General features: G+C 74.5%; 19 protein-coding genes. 5 read left to right on the top strand and 14 right to left on the bottom strand.

All coding sequences use genetic code 11. From position 1 onward, the window contains the following. Positions 1-303: 303 nt before the first annotated feature. From AC0VX6_RS12625 to AC0VX6_RS12600, 6 genes are all read right to left on the bottom strand, one after another. Positions 304-1,539, bottom strand: a complete 1,236-nt coding sequence (locus AC0VX6_RS12625) for a hypothetical protein (protein ID WP_475468785.1) — start codon at positions 1,537-1,539, stop codon at positions 304-306. A gap of 132 nt (positions 1,540-1,671) precedes the next feature. After that, positions 1,672-2,805: an ABC transporter permease gene (locus tag AC0VX6_RS12620; RefSeq protein ID WP_475468783.1), complete on the bottom strand. Its 1,134-nt coding sequence runs from the start codon at positions 2,803-2,805 to the stop codon at positions 1,672-1,674. Beyond that, positions 2,802-3,764, bottom strand: a complete 963-nt coding sequence (locus AC0VX6_RS12615) for an ABC transporter permease (protein WP_475468781.1) — start codon at positions 3,762-3,764, stop codon at positions 2,802-2,804. The genes AC0VX6_RS12620 and AC0VX6_RS12615 overlap by 4 nt, the downstream gene beginning before the upstream one ends. Beyond that, a complete protein-coding gene (locus AC0VX6_RS12610; RefSeq protein WP_274977708.1) occupies positions 3,761-5,500 on the bottom strand; it encodes a sugar ABC transporter ATP-binding protein in 1,740 nt (579 codons plus the stop codon). The genes AC0VX6_RS12615 and AC0VX6_RS12610 overlap by 4 nt, the downstream gene beginning before the upstream one ends. Next, positions 5,490-6,602, bottom strand: coding sequence for an ABC transporter substrate-binding protein (locus AC0VX6_RS12605; RefSeq protein ID WP_274977707.1), 1,113 nt, complete (start codon positions 6,600-6,602; stop codon positions 5,490-5,492). Before AC0VX6_RS12605 ends, AC0VX6_RS12610 begins: the two co-directional genes overlap by 11 nt. A gap of 304 nt (positions 6,603-6,906) precedes the next feature. Next, positions 6,907-9,270 carry an AbfB domain-containing protein gene (locus AC0VX6_RS12600; RefSeq protein ID WP_475468778.1) on the bottom strand — a complete coding sequence of 788 codons (2,364 nt, stop codon included), beginning with the start codon at positions 9,268-9,270 and terminating at the stop codon, positions 6,907-6,909. Positions 9,271-9,592: 322 nt separating this feature from the next. Between AC0VX6_RS12600 and AC0VX6_RS12595 the strand changes: the two genes are divergently transcribed. Together AC0VX6_RS12595 and AC0VX6_RS12590 are read left to right on the top strand one after the other, a co-directional pair. Next, positions 9,593-10,612: a LacI family DNA-binding transcriptional regulator gene (locus tag AC0VX6_RS12595; protein ID WP_475468776.1), complete on the top strand. Its 1,020-nt coding sequence runs from the start codon at positions 9,593-9,595 to the stop codon at positions 10,610-10,612. Positions 10,613-10,635: 23 nt separating this feature from the next. Then, complete coding sequence (locus AC0VX6_RS12590) at positions 10,636-11,229, top strand: mycothiol-dependent nitroreductase Rv2466c family protein (protein WP_475468774.1); 594 nt, start codon at positions 10,636-10,638, stop codon at positions 11,227-11,229. Between the two features lie 192 nt (positions 11,230-11,421). Here the strand turns inward: AC0VX6_RS12590 and AC0VX6_RS12585 are convergent, their stop codons facing one another. Continuing rightward, positions 11,422-13,062 (bottom strand): SLC13 family permease, encoded by a 1,641-nt coding sequence (locus AC0VX6_RS12585; RefSeq protein ID WP_274977703.1) that lies wholly within the window; start codon positions 13,060-13,062, stop codon positions 11,422-11,424. A 115-nt stretch (positions 13,063-13,177) separates the two neighbouring features. Here AC0VX6_RS12585 and AC0VX6_RS12580 point away from each other — a divergent pair, with 115 nt between their 5' ends. Continuing rightward, positions 13,178-14,185 (top strand): LysR family transcriptional regulator, encoded by a 1,008-nt coding sequence (locus tag AC0VX6_RS12580; RefSeq protein WP_475468772.1) that lies wholly within the window; start codon positions 13,178-13,180, stop codon positions 14,183-14,185. A gap of 91 nt (positions 14,186-14,276) precedes the next feature. After that, the gene (locus tag AC0VX6_RS12575; RefSeq protein ID WP_274977701.1) at positions 14,277-15,359 is read left to right on the top strand and encodes a tartrate dehydrogenase; all 1,083 of its coding nucleotides are present in this window, start codon (positions 14,277-14,279) and stop codon (positions 15,357-15,359) included. A 46-nt stretch (positions 15,360-15,405) separates the two neighbouring features. Here AC0VX6_RS12575 and AC0VX6_RS12570 read toward each other — a convergent pair whose 3' ends face one another. Further along, complete coding sequence (locus tag AC0VX6_RS12570; protein ID WP_475468770.1) at positions 15,406-17,949, bottom strand: tetratricopeptide repeat protein; 2,544 nt, start codon at positions 17,947-17,949, stop codon at positions 15,406-15,408. A 279-nt stretch (positions 17,950-18,228) separates the two neighbouring features. Between AC0VX6_RS12570 and AC0VX6_RS12565 the strand changes: the two genes are divergently transcribed. Beyond that, positions 18,229-18,615 (top strand): pyridoxamine 5'-phosphate oxidase family protein, encoded by a 387-nt coding sequence (locus tag AC0VX6_RS12565; RefSeq protein WP_019607553.1) that lies wholly within the window; start codon positions 18,229-18,231, stop codon positions 18,613-18,615. 11 nt (positions 18,616-18,626) lie between these two features. Here the strand turns inward: AC0VX6_RS12565 and AC0VX6_RS12560 are convergent, their stop codons facing one another. The 6 genes from AC0VX6_RS12560 to AC0VX6_RS12535 all read right to left on the bottom strand — a co-directional run bounded on the left by AC0VX6_RS12560 (position 18,627) and on the right by AC0VX6_RS12535 (position 24,483). Further along, on the bottom strand, positions 18,627-19,205 hold the full coding sequence (locus AC0VX6_RS12560; RefSeq protein WP_475468768.1) for a DapH/DapD/GlmU-related protein: 579 nt from the start codon (positions 19,203-19,205) through the stop codon (positions 18,627-18,629). A gap of 98 nt (positions 19,206-19,303) precedes the next feature. Continuing rightward, positions 19,304-20,680: a UDP-N-acetylmuramoyl-tripeptide--D-alanyl-D-alanine ligase gene (locus AC0VX6_RS12555; RefSeq protein ID WP_475468766.1), complete on the bottom strand. Its 1,377-nt coding sequence runs from the start codon at positions 20,678-20,680 to the stop codon at positions 19,304-19,306. Positions 20,681-20,925: 245 nt separating this feature from the next. Then, complete coding sequence (locus AC0VX6_RS12550) at positions 20,926-21,096, bottom strand: hypothetical protein (RefSeq protein ID WP_475468765.1); 171 nt, start codon at positions 21,094-21,096, stop codon at positions 20,926-20,928. A gap of 189 nt (positions 21,097-21,285) precedes the next feature. After that, positions 21,286-22,122 (bottom strand): S1 family peptidase, encoded by an 837-nt coding sequence (locus tag AC0VX6_RS12545; RefSeq protein WP_475468763.1) that lies wholly within the window; start codon positions 22,120-22,122, stop codon positions 21,286-21,288. Between the two features lie 346 nt (positions 22,123-22,468). Continuing rightward, positions 22,469-23,722, bottom strand: coding sequence for an MFS transporter (locus AC0VX6_RS12540; protein WP_475468761.1), 1,254 nt, complete (start codon positions 23,720-23,722; stop codon positions 22,469-22,471). Beyond that, a complete protein-coding gene (locus tag AC0VX6_RS12535) occupies positions 23,719-24,483 on the bottom strand; it encodes a GntR family transcriptional regulator (RefSeq protein WP_475468759.1) in 765 nt (254 codons plus the stop codon). The genes AC0VX6_RS12540 and AC0VX6_RS12535 overlap by 4 nt, the downstream gene beginning before the upstream one ends. Between the last annotated feature and the right edge of the window lie 66 nt (positions 24,484-24,549).

The raw sequence follows: 24,549 nt of genomic DNA, 5'->3' as shown, positions 1-24,549 counted from the left end.
AGCCGCACAGGAGGACGTCGGCGATGTCCGGCCGGTCGGCCGGGCGGCACGGGTCCGCGACGAGGGGGGTGTCCGGCCCGGCGGGAAGGTGCCCCCGGAGCGGGTCGGGGGCGCCCGGCACCACGAGGACACGCCCCCGGAACGGAGCGGAGGTCCCCGTTACCGCGGGAAGGCGCTCCGGGAGCGGAGCGGAGGCCCCCGTTCCCCGGGGAAGGCGCCCCCGGGACGGGTCGGCCGTGAACGCGTGCTCCCCGGGCACGGCGGCGGCCGCCCGCCGGACCCGTACCGGGGAGGACTCCCGGGTCACGCCGCCCACCCGCGCATGTCCCAGCCCAGCGGGCGCAGCGGGCGTGCGGCGGGCAGGATGTCGGGTTCGTCCAGTCCCAGGACCTCGTAGAGCACCGTGCGCGTGCGCTGGGCGAAGCGGCCGGGGTGGGAGGTGATCCGCGCGGCCACGGCGCGCAGCGCCTCCCGCTCGGCCGCCCCCACGGAGCTCAGGGCGCGGCCCACGAGCGGTGCCTCACCGCGCACGGCCGGAAGGGTGCGCAGGACCTGCCCCATGGGCGAGGCCGTGTCCACGTCCGCCCGCCCGTCGTCGGCCACCAGCACCGGCCGTCCGGTCAGGGTGGCGTAGACGGTGGTGGAGCCGTGGTCCCCCACCACCGCGTCGGCGGCGGCCAGGGCGCTGGCCCATTCGGCGTCGACCGGCACCACCTCCAGCCCCTGGGCGATGAGCGGGCCCAGCCACTGGTGCACCTGCCAGTCGCCGTGGGCGGCCCACACGTTCGGGTGCACGAGCAGACCGACCCGGCAGGCCGCGGAGACCGCGTCCACGACCAGGCGTTCGAGCAGGGTTCGCCGGGACCCCAGCAGCGACGAGCGCCCCCAGGTGGAGGCCGCCACCACCCACACGTCGTCGGGGTCCAGCCCGAGCTGGGACCGGCACCACGGGCGCCGCTCCAGGGAGGCCAGGATCCGGTCCGCGGCGGCGTCCCCCACGACACGGGCGCCGCCGACCGCCTCGGGGCACGCGGAGGCCAGGCGCAGGGCCTCGTCGTCGTGGGCGAGCGCGATCCGCTCCGCGACCAGGCGGCCGTCCCGGACCAGGCCCTCGCGTCCCAGGCCGTAGGTGGCGCGGGCGAGCGCGCCCTGTCCGCCCGTATGGGCGGGGGTGAGCTTGTTGAAGCCGACGCCGTGCGCGAACAGCACCACGGGCGCGTGGACCCGGTCCAGGACGCGGCTGGCGCTGGCCGCCAGGGCCAGGTCGAAGCGGGTGTTGACCGCCTGCTGCCAGGGCACCGCCACGACCCCGGCCCGCGCCAGCCAGGCGGGGAGCCCGGCCCCGAACACCTGGTCGGGCGCGGCCGTGAAGACCACCTGCACGCGCGGGTCGGAGGCCACGGTCGCCACCGGGTCCATCAGCCGCTGCGCGTCGGCGACCGTGCACGCCACGGCCAGAACGCGGCGGCACCCGCCCCAGGTGGTCCACCGCCCCGCGTCCATCCCGATCGGCGCGCGGGCCCATTCCGAGTTCCCCATCGAAGCTCCCTCCCAGCTGGTTCCGCACGGGTGCGGCCGTCACCGTGAGGATGGGAGGGCGGACTCGACACACCGCTGGACGGCGCGCTGGACGGCCTCGGACGCGGTACTGGACCGCGGGCGCGACCGGGGTCACTCCCGCTGGTGCCTCCCGCTGAGGTGGTTCTGCGCCAGCACCACCACGACCAGGAACGCCCCGCTGACCACCTGCTGGTAGGCGGAGGTCAGGCCGCTGACGGCGTTGATGATGTTCTGGATGACGGCGAGCAGCAGCACGCCCGCGAGCGAGCCGGAGACGAACCCGTAGCCCCCGGCGAGCAGGGTTCCGCCGATGACCACGGCGGAGATGGCGTCCAGTTCGATCCCGATGCCGAAGATGGTCACGCCCGACCCCAGCCAGAACGCGTTGAGCGTGCCCGCGAGCCCGGCGGTCAGGCCCGACAGCGTGTACACCGCGGTCTTGGTGCGCGCCACCGGCACGCCCATCAGCGCGGCCGCGTCCTCGTTGCCGCCCACGGCGTAGACGTTCTGGCCCGCACGGGTCCGGCGCAGCACCAGTCCGCCGACCGCGAACAGCACGGCCACCAGCAGCACCGGGTAGCCGATCCCGGCGATCCGCCCCTGCACGAGCGGGGTCAGCACCAGCCCGTCGGGCACCAGGTAGGTCCGCGTGCCCTCGGCCGAGACCGCGAGCATCAGCCCCCACGCGCCCAGCATCGTCGCCAGTGTGACGATGAACGGCGCCAGCCGCGCCCGCGCGACCAGCACCCCGTTGAGCAGGCCGATCAGCCCGCACACCGCCAGGGGCAGGGCCAGGGCCGCCGGGGTGCCGAACTGCGCGGCCCAGGCCGCCAGCACACCGGCCAGCGCGAACACCGTGCCCACCGACAGGTCGATGCCGCCGGTGATGATCACGAAGGTCATGCCCAGGGCGATGATCGCCGGGAAGGCCGCGCCGACCGCGATGTGGTTGAGGTTGCCCACGGCCAGGAAGCCGTCCAGGGCCAGGGCGGCTCCCGCGAGCACCACCAGCAGCACCACGAGCGCGCCGTGGCGCTGGGCGAACTCCGCCGCCGCTCCCCCGCCCCGACCGACGGCACCGCCCCGGCCACCGGCCCCGGTCCGACCGCCCGTGGGCCCGGGGCGCCGCGTACGCCGCGCGGCCGGGCGCACCGCTCCCCCGCCCAGGCCCGCACCCGTGCCGTCGCCCGCGGACCTCGGGTCCGCGTCGGTGCCGTGCGCACCCATGCCGTTCGCGGTCGTCACTTCCTCCCCCTCTCCCGGGCCACGTACACGGCCGCGATGATCACCGCCGTCTGCGCGATCTGCGTCCACGAGGGCGGCAGGTCGTGCTTGATCAGCGTCGAGACGAGCAACTGCATCAGCACCGCGCCCGCGACGGTCCCGGCCACGCGCACCCGGCCGCCCGACAGCGGCGTGCCGCCCACGACCACCGCCGTGATGGCGGACAGCTCGATGAGCTGGCCGATGGAGTTGGGGTCGCTCGCCTGCAACCGCGCCGTGGCCAGCACCCCGGCCACGGCCGCGAACAGGCCGCACAGCACGTAGACCGCCAGCAGCGTGCCGCGCACCGGCAGACCCGACAGCTCGCTCGCCCGCCGGTTGCCGCCGACGGCCACGATGCGGCGGCCGAACGCGGTGCGCCGCACCGTGAAGGCGACCGCCGCCACCAGCACGGCCGCGACCCACACCAGGTAGGGCACGCCCAGGAGGTCGCCGGAGCCCAGCGCGCGGATGCCGGGGTTGCGGATACCGTCCAGCTGCGGCAGCAGCACCAGCGACAACCCCCGAGCGCCGATCATCAGCGCCAGTGTCGCGACGATGGCCTGCACCCCGGCCAAGGCGACCAGCGCGCCGTTGACCGCGCCGACGGCCGCGCCCGCCACCAGTGCCGCGAGGACGGCCGCCACCGGGCCGTAGCCCAGGTACAGCGAGATCACCGCCGCCGCTACGGCCATCACCGAGCCCACCGAAAGGTCGATGCCGCCGGTGGCGATGACCAGCGCCATCCCCAGCGCGATGATCAGCACCGGCGTGACCTGCACGGCCTGGGTGCGGAAGTTCTCCACCGACAGGAAGTGCGGGGTGAAGGCGATGTTGAACAGCACGACGGCGGCCACACCCGCGTAGACGCCGTACTCCTGGAGCCACGCGATGACGCGGGTGCGGTCGGGGAGCGCGGAACGCGCGTCGAGGGTGGTCATGGCCCCTCCCTCCCGACCGGGCCGCCCTGTTCCGCCGCGGCGGCGTCCCCGGGCGCGCCCGGGGCTCCTCCGTCCACCGGGTCCGGGGCCCGCCCACCCGACGGGTCCCGTGCGCCGGGCTCCGGCTGTCCGGTTCCGTGGGCCTCCTGTTGCCCTCCCGTCTCCCCGGCCTCCGCGATGGCGGCCATGAGGGCGCCCTCGCTGACCTGGTCGCCGGTCAGCTCGCCGACCACGGCGCCGTCCCTGAGCACCACCACGCGGTCGGCCCCCTCGATCAGCTCCTCCAGGTCCGAGGAGATGAGCATGACGCCCAGGCCCTCGGCGGCCAGTTCGTCCACGAGCCGCTGCACCTCGGCCTTGGCGCCGACGTCGATGCCGCGCGTGGGCTCGTCCAGCAGCAGCACCCTGGGGTTGAGCGCGAGCCAGCGCGCCAGCAGCACCTTCTGCTGGTTGCCGCCCGAGAGCTCGGCCACCTTCTGCCGGGTTCCGGCCGACCTGATGCGCAGCCGCTCGACGAAGACGTCCACGACGCGGTCGACGCGCCGCTCCGACACCAGACCGAACCGGGTCAGGCGCGGCATCACGGCCAACGCGATGTTCTCGCGCACCGACAGTTCGGGAATGATGCCCTCGCCCTTGCGGTCCTCGGGCAGCATGCTGACACCGGCCCGGACCGCCGCGGCCGCCGAGCGCCGTCGCAGCGGCACCCCGGCCACGGTGACGCGCCCGGTGTGCAGCGGCAGCGTCCCGGCGATGGCGCGCGCGGTCTCGGTGCGACCCGAGCCGAGCAGCCCGCCCAGCCCCAGCACCTCGCCGGGGTGGATGCTGAGCGACACGTCGTGCAGGTGCCTCCGGTCGCCGAGGCCCTCGGCGACCAGCACCGGTTCCCGGGCCCGTTCCCCGCGCCCGCCCGCGGAGGTGGTGGCGCCCTGCCTGCGCTGGCCCTGCTCCATCTCGCGACCCAGCATCAACGAGACCAGCCGCAGCCGTTCCAGACCGGCCATGGGGCCGGTGTGCACCACGCGGCCGTCGCGCAGCACGGTCACCCGGTCGCAGACGCGGTACAGCTCGTCGAGCCGGTGGCTGACGTAGACGAGGGTGATGCCGCGTTCGCGCAGGCGGTCGATGACCGAGAACAGCGTCTCGACCTCGCGTGGCTCCAGCGAGGACGTGGGCTCGTCCATGATCACCACCCGCGCGTCGGCCACGACGGCGCGCGCCAGCGCCACCATCTGGCGGGCGCCCATGGACAGCTCCCGCAGAGGGCGTCCGACGTCGACCTCCACCCCGTAGCCGCGCAGGATCCGCTCCGCCTCGCCGTGCATGCGGGTGAAGTCGATCAGCCCGAGGCGGCGCGGTTCGCGGCCCAGGAACAGGTTGCGCGCCACGCTCAGCAGCGGGATGAGGTTGACCTCCTGGTAAATGGTCGAGATCCCGGCCCGCTGCGCGCGCAGCGGGGTCTCGAAGCGCACCGGGCGGCCCCGGTGGCGCACCTCCCCTCCGTCGGGGGCGTGCACGCCGGTGAGCACCTTGATCAGCGTGGACTTGCCCGCGCCGTTCTCCCCGACCAGGGCGTGCACCTCGCCGGGCCACAGGTCGAAGTCGACCCCGTCCAGGGCCAGGACTCCGGGGAAGCGCTTGGTCAGCCCGCGCGTGCGCAGGACCGGCTGCCCCTCCGGGGCGGAGGGGCCGCGCGCCGCGCCGCCCCCGCCCGCGTCCGGGGCGCTAGTAGGCATTGGACAGCTCCGACTCGGCGTTGGACTCGTCGTACTCCCGGTCGGCGATGACCAGCTCGACCGCGACCTCCTGGCCCGAGCCGAAGGCCTGGGCGGCGTCGAAGGCCAGCGGTCCGAAGCGAGGGTTGGACTCGATCACGGCGTGGATCCAGCCGTCGACGATGTTCTGCACCGCCTCCCGGGTGCCGTCGACCGTCACGATCGCGACCTCGCCGGGCTCGCGGCCCGCGCCGCGCAGCGCGGTGACGGCTCCGATGCCCATCTCGTCGTTCTCGGCGTAGATCCCGTCGATGTCGGGCTCGGACTGGATGAGCTGCTCGGTGACCGACTGGCCGCCCTCGCGGGTGAACTCGCCGGTCTGCTCGAAGACGATCTCGATGCCGGGCGCCTCCGCTGCGATGCGCTCGGTGAAGCCCTGGGTCCGCTCGGTCGTGACGTTGTTCCCGGCGGTGCCGAGCAGGATGGCGACCTTGCCCTCGCCGCCCAGGGCCTCGATCATCTGGTCGGCGGCGCGGCGGCCCTGCTCGACGAAGTCCGAGCCGATGAAGGTGACGTAGTCCCGGCAGGGATCGCCGTTGATCTGGCGGTCGATGGTGATGATGGGGATCTGTTCGCGCTGGGCCTCGGCGAGCACCGGCTCCCACCCGTCGGAGTTGAGCGGGGCGATGACGAGCAGCTCCGCGCCCTGGGAGATCAGGCCCTGCACGTCGCTGATCTGCTGGGCGAAGTCGGACTGGGCGTTGGCGGTGAGCAGTTCGACGCCGCGTTCCTCGGCCTCGGCCTCGATGGAGGCCGTCTCGGTGATGCGGAACGGGTTGGACTCGGCCTCGGACTGGGAGAAGCCCACCGTCGTGTCGGCGAGGTCGAACTCCTCGCCGCCGTACTGGCCGACGGTGCAGGTCTCCTCGCTCCCGGCCGCGTCGTCGAGCACCTGTGCCTGGGCGGAGGGGTCGCCGGAGGACTGCGCGGACCCGGCCGCCTCGTCCTCGCCGCGCGCGCAGGAGGTGGCCGCCAGGGTCAGCGCGGCGCAGGTGAGCGCGCTGAGGACCAGTACCGGTCGGCGCGGGGGGTTCGCGGCCCGGTCGAAGGGTTGTGCCGTCATGTGCAGTCTCCACCTGGGAAGGAGCGCTCGCGCGGGTCGCCGTCGAGCGGTGTCGGTCGTGTGGTCACGCGGGGTCGCGCACGGAGGGGGGCGACGGGGCCGTGGGAGCGCGGCCCCGCCGGGTGGCCCGGTGTCGGCGGTGCGCGGGGCGGCGCCGACACCGGCTCCCGGTCGTGGTCGGTGGTCCGTCAGTGGTCGGCAAGCGCTGTGCGCGCCCGGTGTGAGCGCTGTGCGAGCCGGGTGTGCGTGCCGCGGGGCGCCGTGTGGGCGCTCTGTCAGCCGCCGGTCAGCGGCGGGGGCGCGCTCACGGCGCCGCCCAGGGGTCCTCCACCGCCCAGCTGGCGTCCTCGAAGAACAGGTGGGAGGTCTCGTAGGGCTCGGGTCCGCCCATTCCGGCCAGCCACAGCTCGGAGTCGTGGTGGCGCAGGTACTGGTCGGGGAAGTTGTAGGAGCGCAGCGACACCCCGGTGCCGGACAGCCCGGGAACGGCGCACCAGGTGGCGTCCCGACGGAACAGCTCCGAGCCGTCGGGGGCCTCGCGGTACACGCGGGACTCGCGGTGGCGCAGGTACTCGCCGGGATGGTTGCGCGACTCCAGCGAGTAGCAGGCGTCGTCGGCCAGACCCGCGACGATCCGCCAGGTGGCGTCCTGTTTGAGCAGGTCGGAGCTGTCTCCGTCGACGGGCTCGGTGAAGCCCAGCGCGTCCCGGTGGCGGACGTAGCGGTCGGTGTGGCCGGGGGTGGTGACCCGCAGCGACCGGTACTCGTCCTCGGGCAGGTCGGCCGTGCCGCCGATCGGGCGGCCCGCGATCAGGTCCTCGTGCGCGGCCCTGACCTGGTCCGCGTCGACCTTCAGCTCCTGGCGGTCGTAGGTCCACAGGCCGTTCAGCTCGTTCTCGACGTCGGTGATCTCGGTGTAGATGGAGGCCGAGAGCCCGTTGGTGCGCTCCAACCGCTGCACGCCCGCCATCAGGCCGACGTAGCGGTGGGTCAGTGCCTCCCTGTCGGAGACCATCGCGTAGCCGAAGCCGTCGCCGGGGCTCCACTCGTGGCCCTGGACCCGCAGGCCCAGACCGCCGAACTCGCCGAGCACCGAGATCCGCTCGTCGGTGGCCGGGGTCGGATCGCCGGGCCCCACGTAGATGTGGGAGTCGATGACGTCGCCGTTGCCGGTGTCGTACCAGCCCGATGCGCCGGTGACCAGCCGCGAGGGGTCCATGGCGGCGACCTCGTCGGCGATGCGGGCCCCGTCGTACTGGCCCCAGCCCTCGTTGAAGGGGATCCACTGGGTGATGGAGGGGAAGCTGCGGTGCTGGTCGACCATCTCGCGCAGTTCGGTCTCGAACTGCTCCTGCGCGGCCTGGTCCGGGGCGTGCGCCATGGAGGGCATGTCCTGCCAGACGATCAGGCCCATGCGGTCGGCCCAGTGGTACCAGCGGTCGGGTTCGACCTTGACGTGCTTGCGGATGGTGTTGTACCCGAGGTCCAGGTGCGCCTGGATGTCGAACCTCAGCGCCTCGTCGGTGGGGGCGGTGGAGACGCCGTCGGGCCAGTAGCCCTGGTCGAGGGTGCCCACCTGGAAGACGTACTCGCCGTTGAGCACGGGGCGCAGCACCCCGTCGACCTCCTCGGTGCCGATGGAGCGCATGCCCGTGTAGCTCTCCACGCGGTCGTGCACCCGCCCGCCGCGCTCCAGGGTGACCTCCACGTCGTAGAGGAAGGGGTCGTCGGGTGACCACGGCCGGGGGTCGGGGACGGGGACGGCGATCCCGGTCCCGGGCGCGCCGGTGGCGGTGCCGACCACGGTGTCGCCGTCCAGGACGGTGACCCTGGCGGTGGCCCCCCGGGCGCGTTCGGCGTGCACGACGGCGTCGAGCGTCTCGCCGGGCAGGTCCGGGGTGAGGTCGACCCGGGTGGTGTGCGCGGGCGCGACCGGTTCCAGCCAGACGGTCTGCCAGATGCCGGTGTAGGAGGTGTAGAAGATGCCGCCGGGCTCGTCGCGCTGCTTGCCGACGGGCTGGCCGCCGCCGTCGGTGGGGTCGTGCACGCCCACGACGACCTCGTTGCCGCCCTCGCGCAGGGCGTCGGTGACGTCGAGGGAGAAGCGGTCGTAGCCGCCGGAGTGGTCCCCGACCTCGGTGCCGTTGACCCAGACCCGGGCCCGCCAGTCGACGGCGTCGAAGTTGAGGACGACCCGGCGCCCGTCCCAGGAGTCGGGGACGGTGAAGGTGCGGCGGTACCACATGTGGTCGTGGTCCTCGGCGATGCCCGAGAGCGCGGACTCCACGGGGTAGGGGACGAGGATCCGGCGGTCCAGCGTCCGGCCGAAGGGCGGGGCCTCGCCCTCCCGGGCGGGGGCCCACTCCCACAGTCCGTTGAGGTTGAGCCAGTCCTCGCGCACCATCTGCGGGCGCGGGTACTCGGGCAGGGCGTTGTCCGGGGAGACCTCGTCGGTCCAGGGAGTGGTCATCGGCGGCTCGACGGGCGCCCAGTCGTCGGCCGCCGCGGGACCCACGGCGGTGAAGGGCAGGAACAGGAGCGAGGCCAGGGCCGCCCGGAGGAGCGCGGCGGCGCGGGGGCGACCGGGGCGGCCGTGTGCGGCGGGGCGGTCGGCGGAGGGGGTGGGGGGAGTCGGTCCGGCGGGGGGTTCGGAGGAGCGGCGTCTCATGGGGGCCTCCGGAGGGGGGAGATCCGATCCGCACGCGGCCACGGGACGTGGCGGCCCGGGGAAAGAGGCCGTGTGCGGCGTTATCGCGTCTTTTACAACGTGAGAAAACCGGTTTCCCCATGATGAGAGCACAGTCACATCGGCCTGTCCAGACCCGGAAAGCCATCTGGAAAAACCCTGTCCAGAAAGGCTCTGGAGCGCACGAACGGGAGATCTCCTGGGCAGGAGCGTTGCACGGGGAGCCGTCCCGTGCTGTATAACGATGGAAAAATCGCCGGAAAACGCACGGGTTCACGTGTGCACCATGTGCGGAGGAGGCGCTGTGGCCATCAGCCTGAAGGACGTCGCGGAGCGCGCGGGCGTCTCGGTCAAGACGGTGTCCAACGTGGTCAACGGCTACCGCCACGTCACACCCGCCACCCGTCAGCGCGTGCAGCAGGTCATCGACGAACTCGGCTACCGGCCCAACCTGACCGCGCGCCACCTGCGCAAGGGCCGCACCGGCATCATCGCGCTGGCCCTGCCCGAACTGGGCAACCCCTACTTCGCCGAACTCGCCGACGCCGTGATCAACTACGCCGCCGGGCTCGACCGCATCGTGCTGCTCGACCACACCTACGGCCGCAGGGACCAGGAGGTGCTGTTCGCCCAGGGCTTCCGCGCCCGGCTGATCGACGGGCTGATCCTGAGCCCGATCGAGCTGGAGAACGAGGACCTGCTCGCACGCGAGCACGACGCCCCCCTGGTGCTGCTGGGCGAGCGCGAGTACGAAGCTCCCTACGACCACGTCGCCATCGACAACGTGGCCGCCGCCCGCACCGCGACCCGGCACCTGCTCGACCTGGGCCGCCGCCGCATCGCCTTCATCGGCGCCCGCCACGGCCGCTCGCGCCAGCCCGCCCACCTGCGCCTGCGCGGATGGCGCGAGACCGTGACCGCGGCGGGTGCGGCGGCGGACGACGCGCTGGTGGCCACCACCGACGGCTACACCCGCCGGGACGGCGCCCAGGCGATGGCCCGCCTCCTGGACTCGGGGACCGCGCCCGACGCCGTCTTCTGCTACAACGACCTCATCGCGATCGGCGCCATGCGCACGCTCACCGAGCGCGGCCTGCGGGTGCCCGAGGACGTCGCGGTCGTGGGCTTCGACGACATAGAGGACGGCCGCTACTGCACGGCCACCCTCACCACCATCGCGCCGCGCAAGCAGGCCATCGCGCGGGCCGCGGTGGACGCGCTGCTGGCCCGGCTGGAGGGCGGCGCGCAGGGCCCGGCCGAGTCGCGGCGCGTGCGCCCGGGGTTCGCGCTGGTGCCCAGGGAGAGTACGCTCGGGCGACCGTGACGCCGCTACGAGGAGGCCCCGCCATGACCCCTGAGCCCTGGACGGTCGACTTCTGGTTCGACCCGTCCTGCCCGCTGAGCTGGGTCACCGCGCGCTGGCTGCGCGGGGTCGCCCGGGAGCGCCCGATCACGGTCCGGTGGCGGGTGATGAGCCTGTCGGTGCTCAACGAGGGCCGGGAGGAGGACCCCGAGGGCGACACGGAGGGCTACCTGTGGATCCCCGCCCGCGTGTGCGCGGCGGTGCAGAGCGGCCACGGGCACGAGGCGCTCGGCCGGTTCCACGAGGCGCTGTGGACCGGGGAGGACGCCGCCGAGGGCGGGTGGATCAGCGGCCTCGCCGACGCCCTGCGCCGGGCGGGGCTGCCCGAGGACCTGGCCGGGGCCGGCCTCTCCGGGGAGCACGACCCCTTCCTGCGCGCCTCCCACCACGACGCCGTGCGCCGTGTGCACGGCGGGGTCGGAACGCCCATCCTGGCCCTGACCGGCGCCGACGGCGCGTCGCGGGCGGTCTTCGGCCCCGTCGTCGCCGAGCCGCCGGGCCGGGAGGAGTCGCTGCGCCTGTGGGAGGCGGTCGTGCTCCTCACCGGCGTCCCCGGGTTCCGCGAGATCAAGGCCTGAGGCGCGCGGACGCCCGCGCCGACGCGGCGCGGCGGGCCTTGCGCGCGAGGCGTTCGGGAGACTCGGCCGCGTCCGCCGCGCCCCGCACGGCCCCGCTCCGGCGGGAGCGGATTCCGCGAGCGCGGCGTCCACGTGGCGCGGTGGTCCGCTCGGACCACCGGCCCGGGCGGCCCGCCGGTGCGCGGGGGCGGGTCAGGTCCCGATGCCGGTGAGCGCGACCATGACCGGCACGAGCGCGATGATCAGGGCGGCGCCGATGACGTCGAAGCAGATCCCGGAGCGGATCATCCGGGTGATCGGCACGCAGCCCGAGCCGTAGACGATGGCGTTCTGCGGTGTGGAGACGGGCAGCATGAACCCGAAGGAGGCCGCGAACGTCGCCGCGAGCGCGGGCACGAACGGGTCGACCCCCGCCGCCACCGCCAGGGGGATGACGATCGGCACGACCACGGCCGCCGAGGAGGTGTTGCTGGTGGTCTCGGAGATGACGACGGCCAGGACCACGCCGAACGCGGTGATGGCCAGGGCGCTGGTGATCCCCAGCCCCGAGGAGGCCGCCTGGCCGATCGTGGCCGCGAGCCCGGTGGAGGAGAGCAGGGCGCCGAAGATGATGCCGGTGCCGAAGAGCAGGATGGTGCCCCAGTCGATCCGCGCGGCGTCGCTCCAGCTCAGGGTCATCTCGCGCCGCTTCCAGCTGACGGGCAGCACGAAGAGCAGGCAGGCGCCCAGGACCGCGACGATGCCGTCGTTGAGGCGGTCGTCGACCAGCGCGTACAGGGCGGCGTCGGTGCCGGTGAACAGTCCGACCAGGGCCGGGGTGAGCCACAGGACGACGGTGGTGCCGAAGGCGAGCACCGTGTTCCTCTCGGCCCGGCTCATGGGACCCTGGGCGGCGCGCTGCTCGCGGATGTACTCGGTCACGCCCTCGATGCGGCGGATCTCGGGGCGGTTGATCAGCAGCAGCACCACGGCCAGCACGGCGAACATGCCCGCGACCAGGGGCAGGGCCGTCAGGACCCACTGCGTGAACGGGATGCGCTCGCCGGTGGCCTCCTCGATGAGGGCGCGGCCGATGAGGTTGGGCGGGGCCCCGACCGGGGTGAGCAGGCCGCCCACGCTCGCCCCGTAGGCGAGCATCAGCATCAGGGCGGCGCCCACCCGCAGCCGTCTGGGGTCGAAGCCGGGGCGCACGACCCCGCGGTCCTGCATCAGGCGGGCGATGACCGCCAGGATGCCCAGTGCCGTGGGCATGAGCATGGCCACCGTGGCGGTGTTGGAGATGAAGCTGGAGACCACGCAGGTGATGGCGCCGAAGGCCAGGATGATCCGGGTGGTCGAGGAGCCCACGCCGGGCAGGGCGAGCACGAAGAAGGCCAGGCGCCGCGCCACCCCGTGTTTGAGCATGGCCTGCGCGAGGACGAACACGCCGATGAAGGTGAACACGGTCGTGGACCCGAAGGGCGCCAGCACGTCGTCGGGGGGCGCCACGCCCAGCAGGACGATCGCGGCGACCCCGATCAGGCCGCCGATGGGGATGGGCACGCTCTCGCAGATCCACAGGGCGATCACCCCGAGCAGGACCGCGGCGAGCAGTTGCTGCTGCCGGTCCATCCCCAGCGGGAGCAGGGCGAAGACGATCGCGAGCGCGGGTGCCAGGACCCATCCCAGCGTGGCCCGGCCCCGTTCGAACCGCTCCTCGGCGGGCGAGAGCCTCTGCCGTGCCAGGTCCTCCTGGGACCGTCCGCCCAGGAGGGCGGCCTCCACGTCGGTGCGCCCGGCCGGGCCGGGCGGCGGGGAGGCGGGGGGTGGTGCGGGTGTGGTCTCCGATGACATGCGCTCTCCTTCGGTCGGTGCGCAGACCACTCTCAACGTGTGACCGCCATCACGTCCAAGACGTAGTTTCTCTCGGACCCATAGACTGCACCTATGAATCGGTGGGTGAGCTGACATGGACGCGCGACAGCTGTCCTACTTCCTGGCCATCGTCGACCACGGCGGATTCGGCAGGGCCGCCGAGCACCTGCACATCGCCCAGCCCTCGTTGTCCCAGGCCATCGCGGGTCTGGAGCGGGAGCTGGGCGTGGACCTGTTCCACCGGGTGGGCCGGGGCGTGGTGCTGACCGACACCGGCACCCGCCTGATCGAACCGGCTCGCCAGGTGGTCCGGGACCTGGAGGCGGTGCGCGACACCGCGCGCTCGGCCCGCGGGCTGCGGCGGGGGCGGGTGGACCTGGTCTCGACGCCCTCGCCGGGGATCGAGCCGCTCACGACGCTGATGGCCTCCTTCGCGCGGGAGTACCCGCTGATGACGGTCAACGTGGCGGGGGCCTTCACCCCCGAGGAGGTGGTCCAGCACGTGCGCTCGGGGGCGGCCGAGATCGGGCTGCTGGGCTCGGCGGGCCATCCGCGCACCGCGGACCTGCGGGTGCTGCCGGTGGAGGAGCAGCCCCTGGTGCTGCTGTCCCCGCCCCAGGAGGAGGGCGCCCCGCCGGAGCGGGCCGGGTCAGGGCGGAGCGGCGCCGACCGGAACGCGTCCGACCGGAAGGGGACCGCGTCCGATGGCGGCGGGCCTGGCCCGGACCGGATCGACCGCGCGGACCTGGACGGTCTGCGGCTGATCGCCTCCCAGCGCGGCAGCCTCATGCGCCAGATCGTGGACGACATCCTGGCGGGCGGCACCGACGCGCACCTGGCCGCCGAGGTCGACCACCGCACCTCGATCCTGCCCCTGGTGCTGTCCGGGCTCGGCCACGCCGTCATGCCCTCCTCCTGGAAGCCCATCGCCACGCGCATGGGCGCCCGGGTCCGCCTCATCGAACCGGTCTCCCACCTGCGCGTCGTCATCGTCAGCCGCGCCTCACGGATGACGCCCGCCGCGCAGGCCTTCCTCGGCGTCGCCGAGCACTACGCCGGGACCCGCCCGGAAGCGGGCCCGGAGGGTTCCGCGCAGGCATAGGCGCCGCCTATGGGTCACATCGCCGATGCGTCTTGGACGCGGCCGGGTGCGGCGCGCTTGACTTCCGGGGAACCCGACCGACGGAGGAGACATGACCCAGACCCGCCACTTCCGCATCGCCGCCATCCCCGGTGACGGCGTCGGGAGCGAGGTGGTCGACGCGGGCCGCCAGGTGCTCGACGCCCTGGCCTCGGCCTCGCACGGCACCCTCGGCTTCACCTGGCAGGAGTTCCCGTGGGGCTCGGACTTCTACGCCCGCACCGGCAAGATGATCGACGACGACGGCCCCGAGCGGCTCAGGGAGTTCGACGCGCTCTACTTCGGCGCCGTGGGCTGGCCCACCGTCCCCGACCACGTCAGCCTGTGGGGCCTGCGGCTACGCCTGTGCCAGGGCTTCGACCAGTGGGCCAACGTCCGGCCCGTCCACTTCCTGCCCGGCGTCACCAGCCCCCTGCGCAAGGCCGACACCACCGAACTGGACTGGGTCGTGGTCCGCGAGAACTCCGAGGGCGAGTACGGCGGGTTCGGCGGCCGCAACTTCTCCGCGCGCGGCCGGGGCGGCGAGGTGGCCGTGCAGTCGGCGGTCTTCACCGAGACCGGCTGCGAGCGCATCATCCGCTTCGCCTTCGACCTGGCCCGCACCCGCAGCAGGCGCAAGGTGTCGTCGGTGACCAAGAGCAACGCCCAGCAGTACGGCATGGTGCTGTGGGACGAGGTGTTCTCGCGCGTGGCCGCCGACTACCCCGACGTGGAGACCGAGAGCGTGCTGGTGGACGCCATGTCCGCCAAGTTCGTCCTGCGCCCGGAGGAGCTGTCGGTGGTGGTGGCCTCCAACCTCAACGCCGACATCCTCTCCGACCTCGGCAGCGCCCTGGCCGGGAGCCTGGGCCTGGCCGCCAGCGCCAACCTCAACCCCGAGCGCCGCTACCCCAGCATGTTCGAACCGGTGCACGGGTCGGCCCCCGACATCGCCGGAAGGGGCGTGTGCAACCCGATCGGCGCCATCGGCAGCGCCGCCCTCATGCTGGAGCACTTCGGCCTGGACGAGGAGGCCGCGCGGGTGCAGCGGGCCGTCCGGGCGACGTGCGCCCAGGGCGTGCTGACCGCGGACGTGGGCGGCAGCGCCTCCACCAAGGACGTCACCTCGGCGCTGATCGACAACCTCGCCGACTGAGCGCGGCGCCCGGGAGCGAGGTGGCCCCGCGGCCGGGGCCACCGCGTCACCCTGCCCCGCCGACCCGCGCCCTCCGCCGCCACAGCTCCAGGTCGGCCCCGATCTCCCGGGTCCTGGGGTGGTCGGGCCCCAGGACGCGCAGTTGGTCGGGCAGAAGGGCCTCCAACGCCTCGGCCGCCCGCACGGGATCGCCCGCCTCACCGCGGAAACGGGCCAGGCTGTGGCGGGTGGTGAGGACGTGGGGGTGGTCGGCGCCCAGATACCGGACCTGGTCGGTCAGGAGTGCGCCGAGCCCGTCCAGCGCGCCCGCGTGGTCTCCCCGGACGCCCCGCCAGGCGGCGATCTGACCACGGGTGCTGAGGGTGTCGGGGTGGCCGGGCCCCAGGAGGCGCAGTTGGTCGGGGAGCAGGGCCTCGAAGCCCGCGATGGCGCCGCCGACGTCACCCGCCCTTGCCCGCCACCGGGCGGTCTGGCTGCGGATGACCATGGTGCTCGGGTGGTCGGGGCCCAGCACGCGCCGGTGGTCCCCGATCAGCGACCGGTAGGTCTCGAAGGCGGCCCGGGCGTCCCCCGCCCGACCCTTCGAGGAGGCCAGATGGCCGCGCGCGGCCAGCGCCTCGGGATGGTCGGGGCCCAGGCGGCGCAGCAGGCCCGGCAGAAGGTCTTCCAGCGCCTCGCACGCACCGCGGGGGTCGCCCGCCCGTCCGCGCCACCGCGCCGCCTGGACCCGGGTGACCAGGGTCTGGGAGTGGTCGGCGCCCAGGGCCCGCGTCATGTCGTCGGCCAGGTCCCGGAAGCCCCGGGCGGCGTCGGTGGCCTCGCCCGCCATGCCGCGCCACAGGACGAGTTCGTGGCGGGCCGCCAGCGAGTCCGGGTGCCGGGGGCCCAGCCGGAGGTCGGCGGCATCCACCAGCGACTCGGACCGGGCCGTGGCCTGGGAGAGCGCGCCGGAGCGGCCGAAGCTGCTGCCGAGCGCGAACAGCACCCGGTGCGCTCCGTCGTCCCACAGCCACTCGCCGCCGTGTTCGTCCAGCGCGGCGGCGTTGGCGCGCAGCCGCTGTCCCAGGGGGCTGGCGTGCACGTGCACGGGCCAGACCGACAGGAGCGCCTCGGCGGCCGTGTGCACGGTGTCGCGGTCGGCGGCGGTCGCGGGGTGGTCCCGGGTGGCGCGCTGTACGAGGCGGTGCGCGCCCACCACGGCGTCGTTTCCGAACCCCGTGCGGGTGACCAGGTGCAGTCTGGCCAGCGCGGACAGGGCGTCGTCGGCGTCCTGGGCGGTGGGCCGCGGGCCGTCGGGGCGCGCGCGGTGGAGGTGGTCCAGAACGGGTTCCGAGGTCAGGACCGCGGCGGGGACGCCGGTGGGGTCCAGCACGCTGACCAGCCGCATCATCGGCCGCGCCAGCCCTTCGGGGGCCAGGGTGTCGGCGTGCTCGACGGAGACCGCCCAGGTGGTGGCCACCGTCCGGGCCCCGTCGTCGGGCAGGCTCTCCCTCTCCGGGAACACCCCGGCCAGGCTGCGGCGCCGGTCCCGGAGCAGGGCGCGGTAGGAGTCGCAGGTCATGCCGTCCCTGCGGTCGCGGACGTAGGCGGCGGCGTGGGACAGGGCGAGCGGCAGGTGGCCCAGTTCGTCGGCCAGGGCCCTCAGCTCCGCTTCGCCGGGGGTCCGGGGCAGGTCGTGGAGCGCGGTGGCCAGGTAGGCGAGGGACTCCGGCGGCGCGTAGGTGCCGACGCCGACGAAGGTGCGGCCCCGACCGGCCAGCGCGGTGTCGGTGCGGCGGGTGGTGACCACGAGGCGGCCCTGGGGTCCCGGGGCATCGGCGGCGGGGGTGGTGCTGGGCGGCCACAGACCGCTCGCGTGCCGGGGGACGTCGAGGTTGTCCAGCACGACCAGCCAGCGCCGGTCGGTGGTCTGGAGCCAGGCGAGGAACTGCTGGGCCGCCCGTTCGGGGTCCTCGTCCACGTGGCCGGAGGCGACCTGGCGGGCGGCGTCGGCGTAGGTCTGCGTGATGGCGGACCGCTCGGCCGCGGGGGACCACACCACCAGGTCGAGCAGCTCCTTCGCCAGGAGGGCGCGGGCGTGGTGGGCGGCGAGCTGGGTCTTGCCCGCCCCGCCCATCCCCGTCAGGACCAGGCCCGGCACGGTTCCGGGGCGGCCCCGGGCCGCGCGGTCCATCCGGTCGGTCAGGTCCCGCTCCTGGAAGTGGTCGGCCTCGTTGGGCAGGACCCCGACGACGATCGGCCAGTCGGGCGCGGCGGTCGGCGCGTGCACGATCTGCGTGTCGATGACCGTGTGGTGCCTCGGCTGGTGCACGGTCAGGACGCGCCCCTGGACCACGGTGCCGCCGCTCACGCCCCCGGTGAGGGTGTTGGCCGCCCCGTCGTCGCTCTCCGGTGCCGTGGGGCGCGGCGCGGACCGCCCCGTCCGGGCGAGCGCGGTCGCGGCGAGTGCCAGCACGGCGGCGGCGCCGACACCGGCGGCGGCCCGCGCCCGGAGCGGGTCGGAGCCTCCGACGAGCCACAGGAGGACGGCCGCCGCACCCAGGAGCAGGGTCGCCGCGGCACCCGCCCGGACCCACCGCGTACGTGTCATGGCGCCGATTGTGGCGCGAAAACACCCGCGCCGCCAAGCTTGCCGGTCCCCGCCCAGGTGGCGCCCGGGCCGTGGCGTGCGGACTCGTCGGCCACCGCCGCGGGGGGGGTGCGGACGGGCCCCGGATGTCCGGCGGGGGCGGCCTCGGTGCCCCCTCCCTCCGGGGTTAAGCCAGCGGGAACCGGCACCGATGCCGCGGGTCCACCGGTGGTCCGGCCCCGGTGGAGGGGCGGGGCATGGCGGTGGGATGCTGGGGGCGGTCGGACCAGGGGGGACAGGATGGACGAGGACGAGTTCACGCGGTTCTGGGCGCAGCGGCGGCTGTGCATGCTGGCGTCACCGCGCCCGGACGGGTCCATCCACCAGGTCCCGGTGGGGGCGACCTACGACGCCGAAGCGCGCCTGGTGCGGGTGATCTCCTCGGGCAGCAGCTACAAGGCGCGCAACCTCGCGGCCCACCCCGGCGCCAGGGTGTCGGTGTCGCAGGTGGAGGGGCGCGCGTGGTGCACGGTGGAGGGCTCCGCGACGGTCTCCGACGACCCCGAGCGGGTGGCGGAGGCGGTGCGCCGCTACGGCGAGCGCTACAAGACCCCGAGGGAGAACCCGGGCCGGGTGGTCATCGAGATCGCCGTGGAGCGGTTCCTGGGCAACGTGCGTCCGGGCTGAGGGGTCCGGCGCTACCAGCGTCGGCGCACCGTGCCCTTGGGTCCGGCCACCAGGCTCGCGGCCGGAACGTCGTCGGCCACGACCGTCCCGGCCGCCACGACGGCGTCGCGGCCGATGCTGACGCCGGGCAGGATCGTCGCACCGGCGCCGATCCACACGTTCTCCGCCACGTCGATGGGCGCGCCGCTGAGGAACCGGCGCCGCTCGCCGGGGTCCACCGGGTGGCCCACCGTGATGAACGTGGCCTTCGGGCCGACCATCACGCCCTCGCCCAGCCGGATGCCCGCGTAGTCGAGGAACGTGCAGCCCTGGTTGACGAAGACGCGCTCGGCCAACTCCAGGCGCAGGCCGTGGTCGGTGTAAAGAGGTGGATAGATCGTCACCCGCGCCGGGAGGGGGCGGCCCAGGATCTGTTCGAACAGCGCCGCCCTCCCCTCCTCGTCGTCGAACGGCAGGACGTTGAGGCGGGAGGTCAGCTCCGTGGCCCGCAGCACCCTCTCGCTCATCGCCCGGAACTCCGCGCCCAGGACGCGTTCACCCCTGGCCTGGAGTTCCGGGTCGTGGATCAGCATGAAGCGGTCGTCGGTCATCGGGTGATTGTGGCGCATCCGCCGACGGGTCGGCGACGGCGGCCGCGGGTGCCCCGCCGGTCGGGGCGCCCGCGGCGGCCCCGCCCGGCCCCGGTCGCCTACCGGGCCGCGAGGGCTTCCGCGAGCTCCCCCAGCTTCAGGGAGTTGGCGCCCTTGACGAGCACCACGTCCCCCGCCCGGAGGTCGTACCGCTCCAGCCACTCCCCGGCCTCGGCCCTGTCCGCGACCACCTGACCGCCGGGCCCGTACTCGCCCGCGAGTGCGTGCGCCTCCGCCCGGCCCACCGCGACCAGCACGTCGATGCCCAGCGACGCGGCGAGCGCGCCCACCCTGCGGTGCTCCCGCTCCGAACTGTCACCGAGTTCGCGCATCTCCCCGAGCAGGGCGATCGTGCGTCCGCCGCTCCCCCGGCCCAGGTGCGCCAGCGCGCGCAGCGCCGCGCTCGTGGAGTCGGTGTTGGCGTTGTAGGCGTCGTTGACCACCGTCACCCCGTCGGAGCGTTCGGTGACGCGCATCCGCCCCTCCGACACCGGCACCGCCGCGGTGAGCGCCCTGCCGATCTGGTCGACGTCCATCCCCGCCGCCCCGGCCACCGCGGCGGCGGCGAGCGCGTTGGGCACCTGGTGCTCCCCCACCACCTGAAGGCGGACCGGGGCCTGCCCGGCCGGGGTGTGCAGGGTGAACGAGGCCCTGCCCTGCCCGTCGAGGGCGACGTCGGTGGCGTACACGTCGGCGACGCGCTCCACCCCGAAGGTGACCACCTCGGCCTTGGTGCGCGCGGACATCGCGGCCACCCGCGCATCGTCGGCGTTGAGCACGGCCACGCCGCCCTCGGCCGCGGAGGGCAGCGCCTCGACCAGTTCGCCCTTGGCCCTCGCGGTCATGTCCGGGCCGCCGAACTCCCCGGCGTGCGCGGTGCCGACGTTGAGCACGGCCCCGATCCGGGGCGGGGTGATGCCGGTGAGGTAGGCGATGTGCCCCTGGCCGCGAGCGCCCATCTCCACCACCAGGTGGCGGGTGTCGGCGGTGGCCTCCAGGGCGGTGAGCGGGAGGCCGATCTCGTTGTTGAACGACCCCTGCGTGAAGACGGTGGCTCCGGCGCGGTCGAGGACCTGGGCGATGAGGTCCTTGGTGGAGGTCTTGCCGGAGGAGCCGGTCACCGCGATCACGTCCAGTTCCGCCAGCGCCTCGACGTGGGCGCGGGCCCAGGCGCCCAGCGCGGCGAGGGGGTCCTCGACCACCACGGCGGGCAGGCCGAGCGGGCGGGCGGCGAGCACCGCGACCGCCCCGTCCTCGACGGCGGACGGGGCGAAGTCGTGTCCGTCGCGGCCCTGTCCGGGCAGTGCGACGAACAGGTCCCCGGGGATCGCCTCGCGGGAGTCGAAGGCGACCCCGGTCACCTGGGTCTCGGGATCGGCGTCGGTGACCCGGCCGCCGGTGGCGGCGGCGATCTGGGCGAGGGACAAGGGCTGCACGTGACCTCCGGGATGCGCTCGGCCTGAGGGTTCGACCGTACCGAGGAAGGCCGGGCGAGACCGTGATTTCGGGGCAGAACGCGGCCGCCGGTCGGCACGGACCCGCGGCGCGGGGAGCGGGGCGCGGGGAGCGGGGCGCCGGTCGGTCCCGTGCGCGCCGGTCCGCCTCCGCTCGCGGGAGCGCCCCGCGCACGCGAACGCCCCGCTCCCGCCGGGTGAACGGGAACGGGGCGTCGTGGCGATACCTACACGGGGTCGCCCATGCCGCCTCCGGGGACCGTGATCCCGCCGACCGGGTCACCGATGCCACCGCCGCCGGGGTGGTCGGTGGCGTGGTAGTCGGCGTAAGCGGGGGCTCCGAGGGCGAGTGCGGCGACGGCGGCGAGGGCTGCGGCTGCGAGCAGTCGGCGGATCATCGGTCTCCTTCTGCGTCGGGGCGGGATCCACCGGTCACACTAGGGACGCCGCCGCGCGGACGGCCAGCGGATCGGCTGTCCGCTTCCGGACGGACCACAAGCGGCCACGGCGCGCACCCCGGTCCGCCCGGGAGGGGGCGTTGCCGCCGCCCCCGCGCGCCGGGGCGCCGCCGGTGTCCGAAGGCCGGGTTACTTCCCGACCGTGTCGGCGATCCAGTCGGCGTAGTTCGCCGTTTCGGTGAAGACCCACGGACCCACGCAGGCCACGCTCTCGTCGTAGTCACCGTCGCGGCTGGTGAGGCCGACCAGCTCCCAGTCGCCCTTCCCACCGCGGACCATGGGGCTGCCGGAATCGGTCGAGCAGACCTGCGCCTCCTCGGTGGGGTGCTCGGAGCACAGCTCGCCGTCGATCTCCGCGCAGCGGTCGTCGGGCACGATCTCGGTGTCGAGCTGCTGCAGGATCTCCGGCTTGGGCTCCTGGCCGAGTTCGTCGACCACGCCCCAGCCCAGGGCGCGCACCGCATCGCCCGGTTCCGGCGACTCCTCGGCGAGGCGGACGGGGGTCTGCTCGACCGGGGAGTCCAGCTTGAGCAGTGAGATGTCCTTGCGCACCAGGAGGAACGAGTTGGGGTAGTCGGGGTCGTCGCTGACATCCTCCGCGACGTAGTCCGGGTGCTGGACCACCTCGACGACCTCGCGTTCGCTGCCGCCCTCCCCGATGTTGTTGCTGCCCACCCGCACGGAGATGCTCTCCGACCCCCCGAGCAGGTCGAAGTCGGAGCAGTGGGCGGCGGTGAGCACCCACTGCTCGTCGATCAGCGAACCCCCGCAGAAGTGCTGCCCCTGGTCGTTGAACAGGGCGGTCGCGAACGGGTACTCCTCGGTGGCGTCGTCCCCGCCGATGACGGCGGACGCGGGAGCCGCCAGCGCCAGCGGACCGAGCAGCGACGCGGCTCCCACCGCCCCCGCGACCGCCACCGTCCGCCCCCGACTCCGTCCGTTCCGGTTCCCGCTGATGCCGGCCATGTCCGTTCCATCCCTTCGGTCGTGCGTGTGACCACGCCTCTGTGTGCCGTCACACACGAACCTAGGGGGGCCGTCCCCGCCGGGGCATCGACCGCGGGGACCAACCCGCCCCCCGACGAAACGTCGATCGCGGGAGCCGACCCCCTACGAAAGTCGCCCGTCGCACGGGGGCCTTTCGCCGCCGCGCGGACGGCCAGCGGATCGGCTGTCCGCTTCCGGACGGGCCACAAGCGGCCAGCCCTCGGACCTCCCGCCGACCGGCCCCGACCTCGGTCACGTCCGCGCCGTCGGGTGCACCGGCCCCGACGCCCCGCCCGACCGGGGAGGCGGGTGCGGCGGCCCGCGCTTAGGACCGGCCCGCCTGTTCCCGGACCGGCGAGCCGGTGGAGGCGGCGTCGCGGCCCACGGCGCGCACCCCGAAGGCGACCGCCACCAGGCAGGCCAGGCACACCATGGCCACCGCCGACAGCGACACCGTGTAGGGCGCGACGGGCAGCAGCACGGCCAGGAGGGTGGGCAGCAGGAAACCGGTGTAGGCCAGGGAGTAGTAGACCCCGGTCAGACCGGCCAGGTCCCGGGGCGTGGCCACGGCCTGGACGTGGAGCAGCCCCGCCACGACGCAGACGCCGTAGGCCGCGCCCAGGACCACGGCCACCAGCAGCGCCGGGACTGGGTGGGCCAGCAGGGCCGCGACCACGGCCAGGACCATCCCCGCCGACATCAGGGACAGGCCCACCACCAGGGCGCGCCCGCCGGTGCGCCGGTCGATCCAGGGCACGAGGTTCTGCACCGCCGCGCCCGCGCCCAGGGTGAGCACCGTCAGGGCGGTGGCGTACAGCGTGGTCCAGTCCCCCAGCCGGTCCTGGGAGATCGCGGGCATGATCGCGTAGGCCACACCGGAGGCGGCGAACACCCAGGGGGCGGCCGGGAGCACCAGGCGGGTGAACCGGCGGTGCCCGGCGGACGGGACGCGCAGGTCGCGCCACCACGCCTGGGCGGTGCGCCGCTCCCGGGGCAGCGACTCCGGTGCCGTGGCCGCCACGACCAGGGCCGCGGTGCCGAGCGCCGCGTGCACCAGGTAGGGGGTCAGGGCCGGGGCCGGTCCCCACTGGGCGAGCAGGCCGGTCACCGCGGCGCCGACGCCGAAGCCCAGGGTGAGGGTCAGGGAGGGTCGGCGCGCCCCCGCGGTGGCACCCGCCCGGTGGTCGAAGGGCGGCGCGGACAGCTCCTTCATCCAGCTCGTGCCCACGGACATGGCCACACCCACCCCGGCTCCGGCCAGGGCCCGGCCCGCGCACAGCAGTCCGAAGAAGGGCAGCCCGGCGGCCAGCAGGGCGCTGCCGAGCAGGGCCAGGACCATCCCGGCCAGGAGCACCGGCCTGCGGCCGTGCCTGTCCGAGAGGGCCGAGGCGAGCAGCAGGCCGGGGACGAGACCGGCGACGTACATGCCCAGCAGCAGGTTGGCCTGCCACACGGCGTAGCCGCCCAGATGCTCGTACAGGTGCAGCAGCGGGGTGAAGTGGTTGCCGCCCCAGGCCATGAGGAACACCGCCGGGACGGTCCTGAGCCAGGGCGCCCCCGCGCGCGTACGGGTGCTCACGGGCGGCCCCCGTCGGTGAAGTGGCCGTACTCGATGTGGGAGCGCACCAGCGCGGAGAACCCCTCCGCGTCCCCGGCCAGGGCGCGCGCGGTCAGCCCCTCGTGCTCGCGCAGGAAGGTCTCCAGCCGGGGCGGGTTCTCGGTGACGGCGAGGTAGGTCAGCCGGGCCCAGCGCGGCCCGAGGGTGTCGAGCAGCTCGGCCACGACGTGGTTGCCCCCGCTCTGGATGACGCGGGCGTGGAAGGCGTAGTCGGCCCCGGCGAAGTCCAGGACGTCGTGGGACTCCAGTGCGGCGCGCTGGCGGGCCAGGATCACCTCCAGGTCGGCCGCCAGTCCGGCAACCGGTCCGGTCTCCGTTCCGGCAGCCGGTCCGCCCTCCTGGCCGGTCGTCAGCCCGCCCTCCTGGCCGGTCGCCGGTCCGCTCCCCCGCCCCGGGTCCGCGGCCAGGGTGCGCACGGCCTCGACCTCCAGCACCGCGCGCAGCGCGAGCAGGTCGCGGCGCTCCCGCGGGGTGGCCTCGGAGACGATCGCGCCCTTCTTGGGCAGCAGGCGCACCAGCCCCCAGGAGTGGAGGCTGAGCATGGCCTCCCGGGCGGGGGTGCGGCTGGCGCCGTGGGCGGCCGCCAGGTCGGTCTCGGTGAGCAGGGTTCCGGCGGGATGCCGGCGTTCGATGACGGCGCGCGCGGTGTCGGCGGCCAGGCGGTAGCTCAGCGGCGATCGGTCGTCGGGGCGCTCCCAGGGGAGCACGGGCAGGGAGGACATGGACCCAGGGTAAGTGATGCATGCATTGATGTATGCATTAGAGGGCTCGGGCCGGGTGCAGCCGGA

This window comes from Nocardiopsis sp. iso_25 (assembly GCF_056173305.1).
The sequence above is the reverse complement of the archived record's forward strand: the minus strand, read 5'-3'. Positions and strand labels throughout refer to the sequence as shown.

What these genes read in the sequence shown, in the direction of transcription:
- AC0VX6_RS12625 (WP_475468785.1), bottom strand. Translation starts at nt 1,539, where the DNA reads ATGGGGAACTCGGAATGGGCCCGCGCGCCGATCGGGATGGACGCGGGG.
- AC0VX6_RS12590 (WP_475468774.1), top strand. Translation starts at nt 10,636, where the DNA reads ATGACCCCTGAGCCCTGGACGGTCGACTTCTGGTTCGACCCGTCCTGC.
- AC0VX6_RS12560 (WP_475468768.1), bottom strand. Translation starts at nt 19,205, where the DNA reads ATGACCGACGACCGCTTCATGCTGATCCACGACCCGGAACTCCAGGCC.
- AC0VX6_RS12610 (WP_274977708.1), bottom strand. Translation starts at nt 5,500, where the DNA reads ATGCCTACTAGCGCCCCGGACGCGGGCGGGGGCGGCGCGGCGCGCGGC.
- AC0VX6_RS12545 (WP_475468763.1), bottom strand. Translation starts at nt 22,122, where the DNA reads ATGGCCGGCATCAGCGGGAACCGGAACGGACGGAGTCGGGGGCGGACG.
- AC0VX6_RS12575 (WP_274977701.1), top strand. Translation starts at nt 14,277, where the DNA reads ATGACCCAGACCCGCCACTTCCGCATCGCCGCCATCCCCGGTGACGGC.
- AC0VX6_RS12570 (WP_475468770.1), bottom strand. Translation starts at nt 17,949, where the DNA reads ATGACACGTACGCGGTGGGTCCGGGCGGGTGCCGCGGCGACCCTGCTC.
- AC0VX6_RS12565 (WP_019607553.1), top strand. Translation starts at nt 18,229, where the DNA reads ATGGACGAGGACGAGTTCACGCGGTTCTGGGCGCAGCGGCGGCTGTGC.
- AC0VX6_RS12580 (WP_475468772.1), top strand. Translation starts at nt 13,178, where the DNA reads ATGGACGCGCGACAGCTGTCCTACTTCCTGGCCATCGTCGACCACGGC.
- AC0VX6_RS12615 (WP_475468781.1), bottom strand. Translation starts at nt 3,764, where the DNA reads ATGACCACCCTCGACGCGCGTTCCGCGCTCCCCGACCGCACCCGCGTC.
- AC0VX6_RS12600 (WP_475468778.1), bottom strand. Translation starts at nt 9,270, where the DNA reads ATGAGACGCCGCTCCTCCGAACCCCCCGCCGGACCGACTCCCCCCACC.
- AC0VX6_RS12585 (WP_274977703.1), bottom strand. Translation starts at nt 13,062, where the DNA reads ATGTCATCGGAGACCACACCCGCACCACCCCCCGCCTCCCCGCCGCCC.
- AC0VX6_RS12605 (WP_274977707.1), bottom strand. Translation starts at nt 6,602, where the DNA reads ATGACGGCACAACCCTTCGACCGGGCCGCGAACCCCCCGCGCCGACCG.
- AC0VX6_RS12535 (WP_475468759.1), bottom strand. Translation starts at nt 24,483, where the DNA reads ATGTCCTCCCTGCCCGTGCTCCCCTGGGAGCGCCCCGACGACCGATCG.
- AC0VX6_RS12550 (WP_475468765.1), bottom strand. Translation starts at nt 21,096, where the DNA reads ATGATCCGCCGACTGCTCGCAGCCGCAGCCCTCGCCGCCGTCGCCGCA.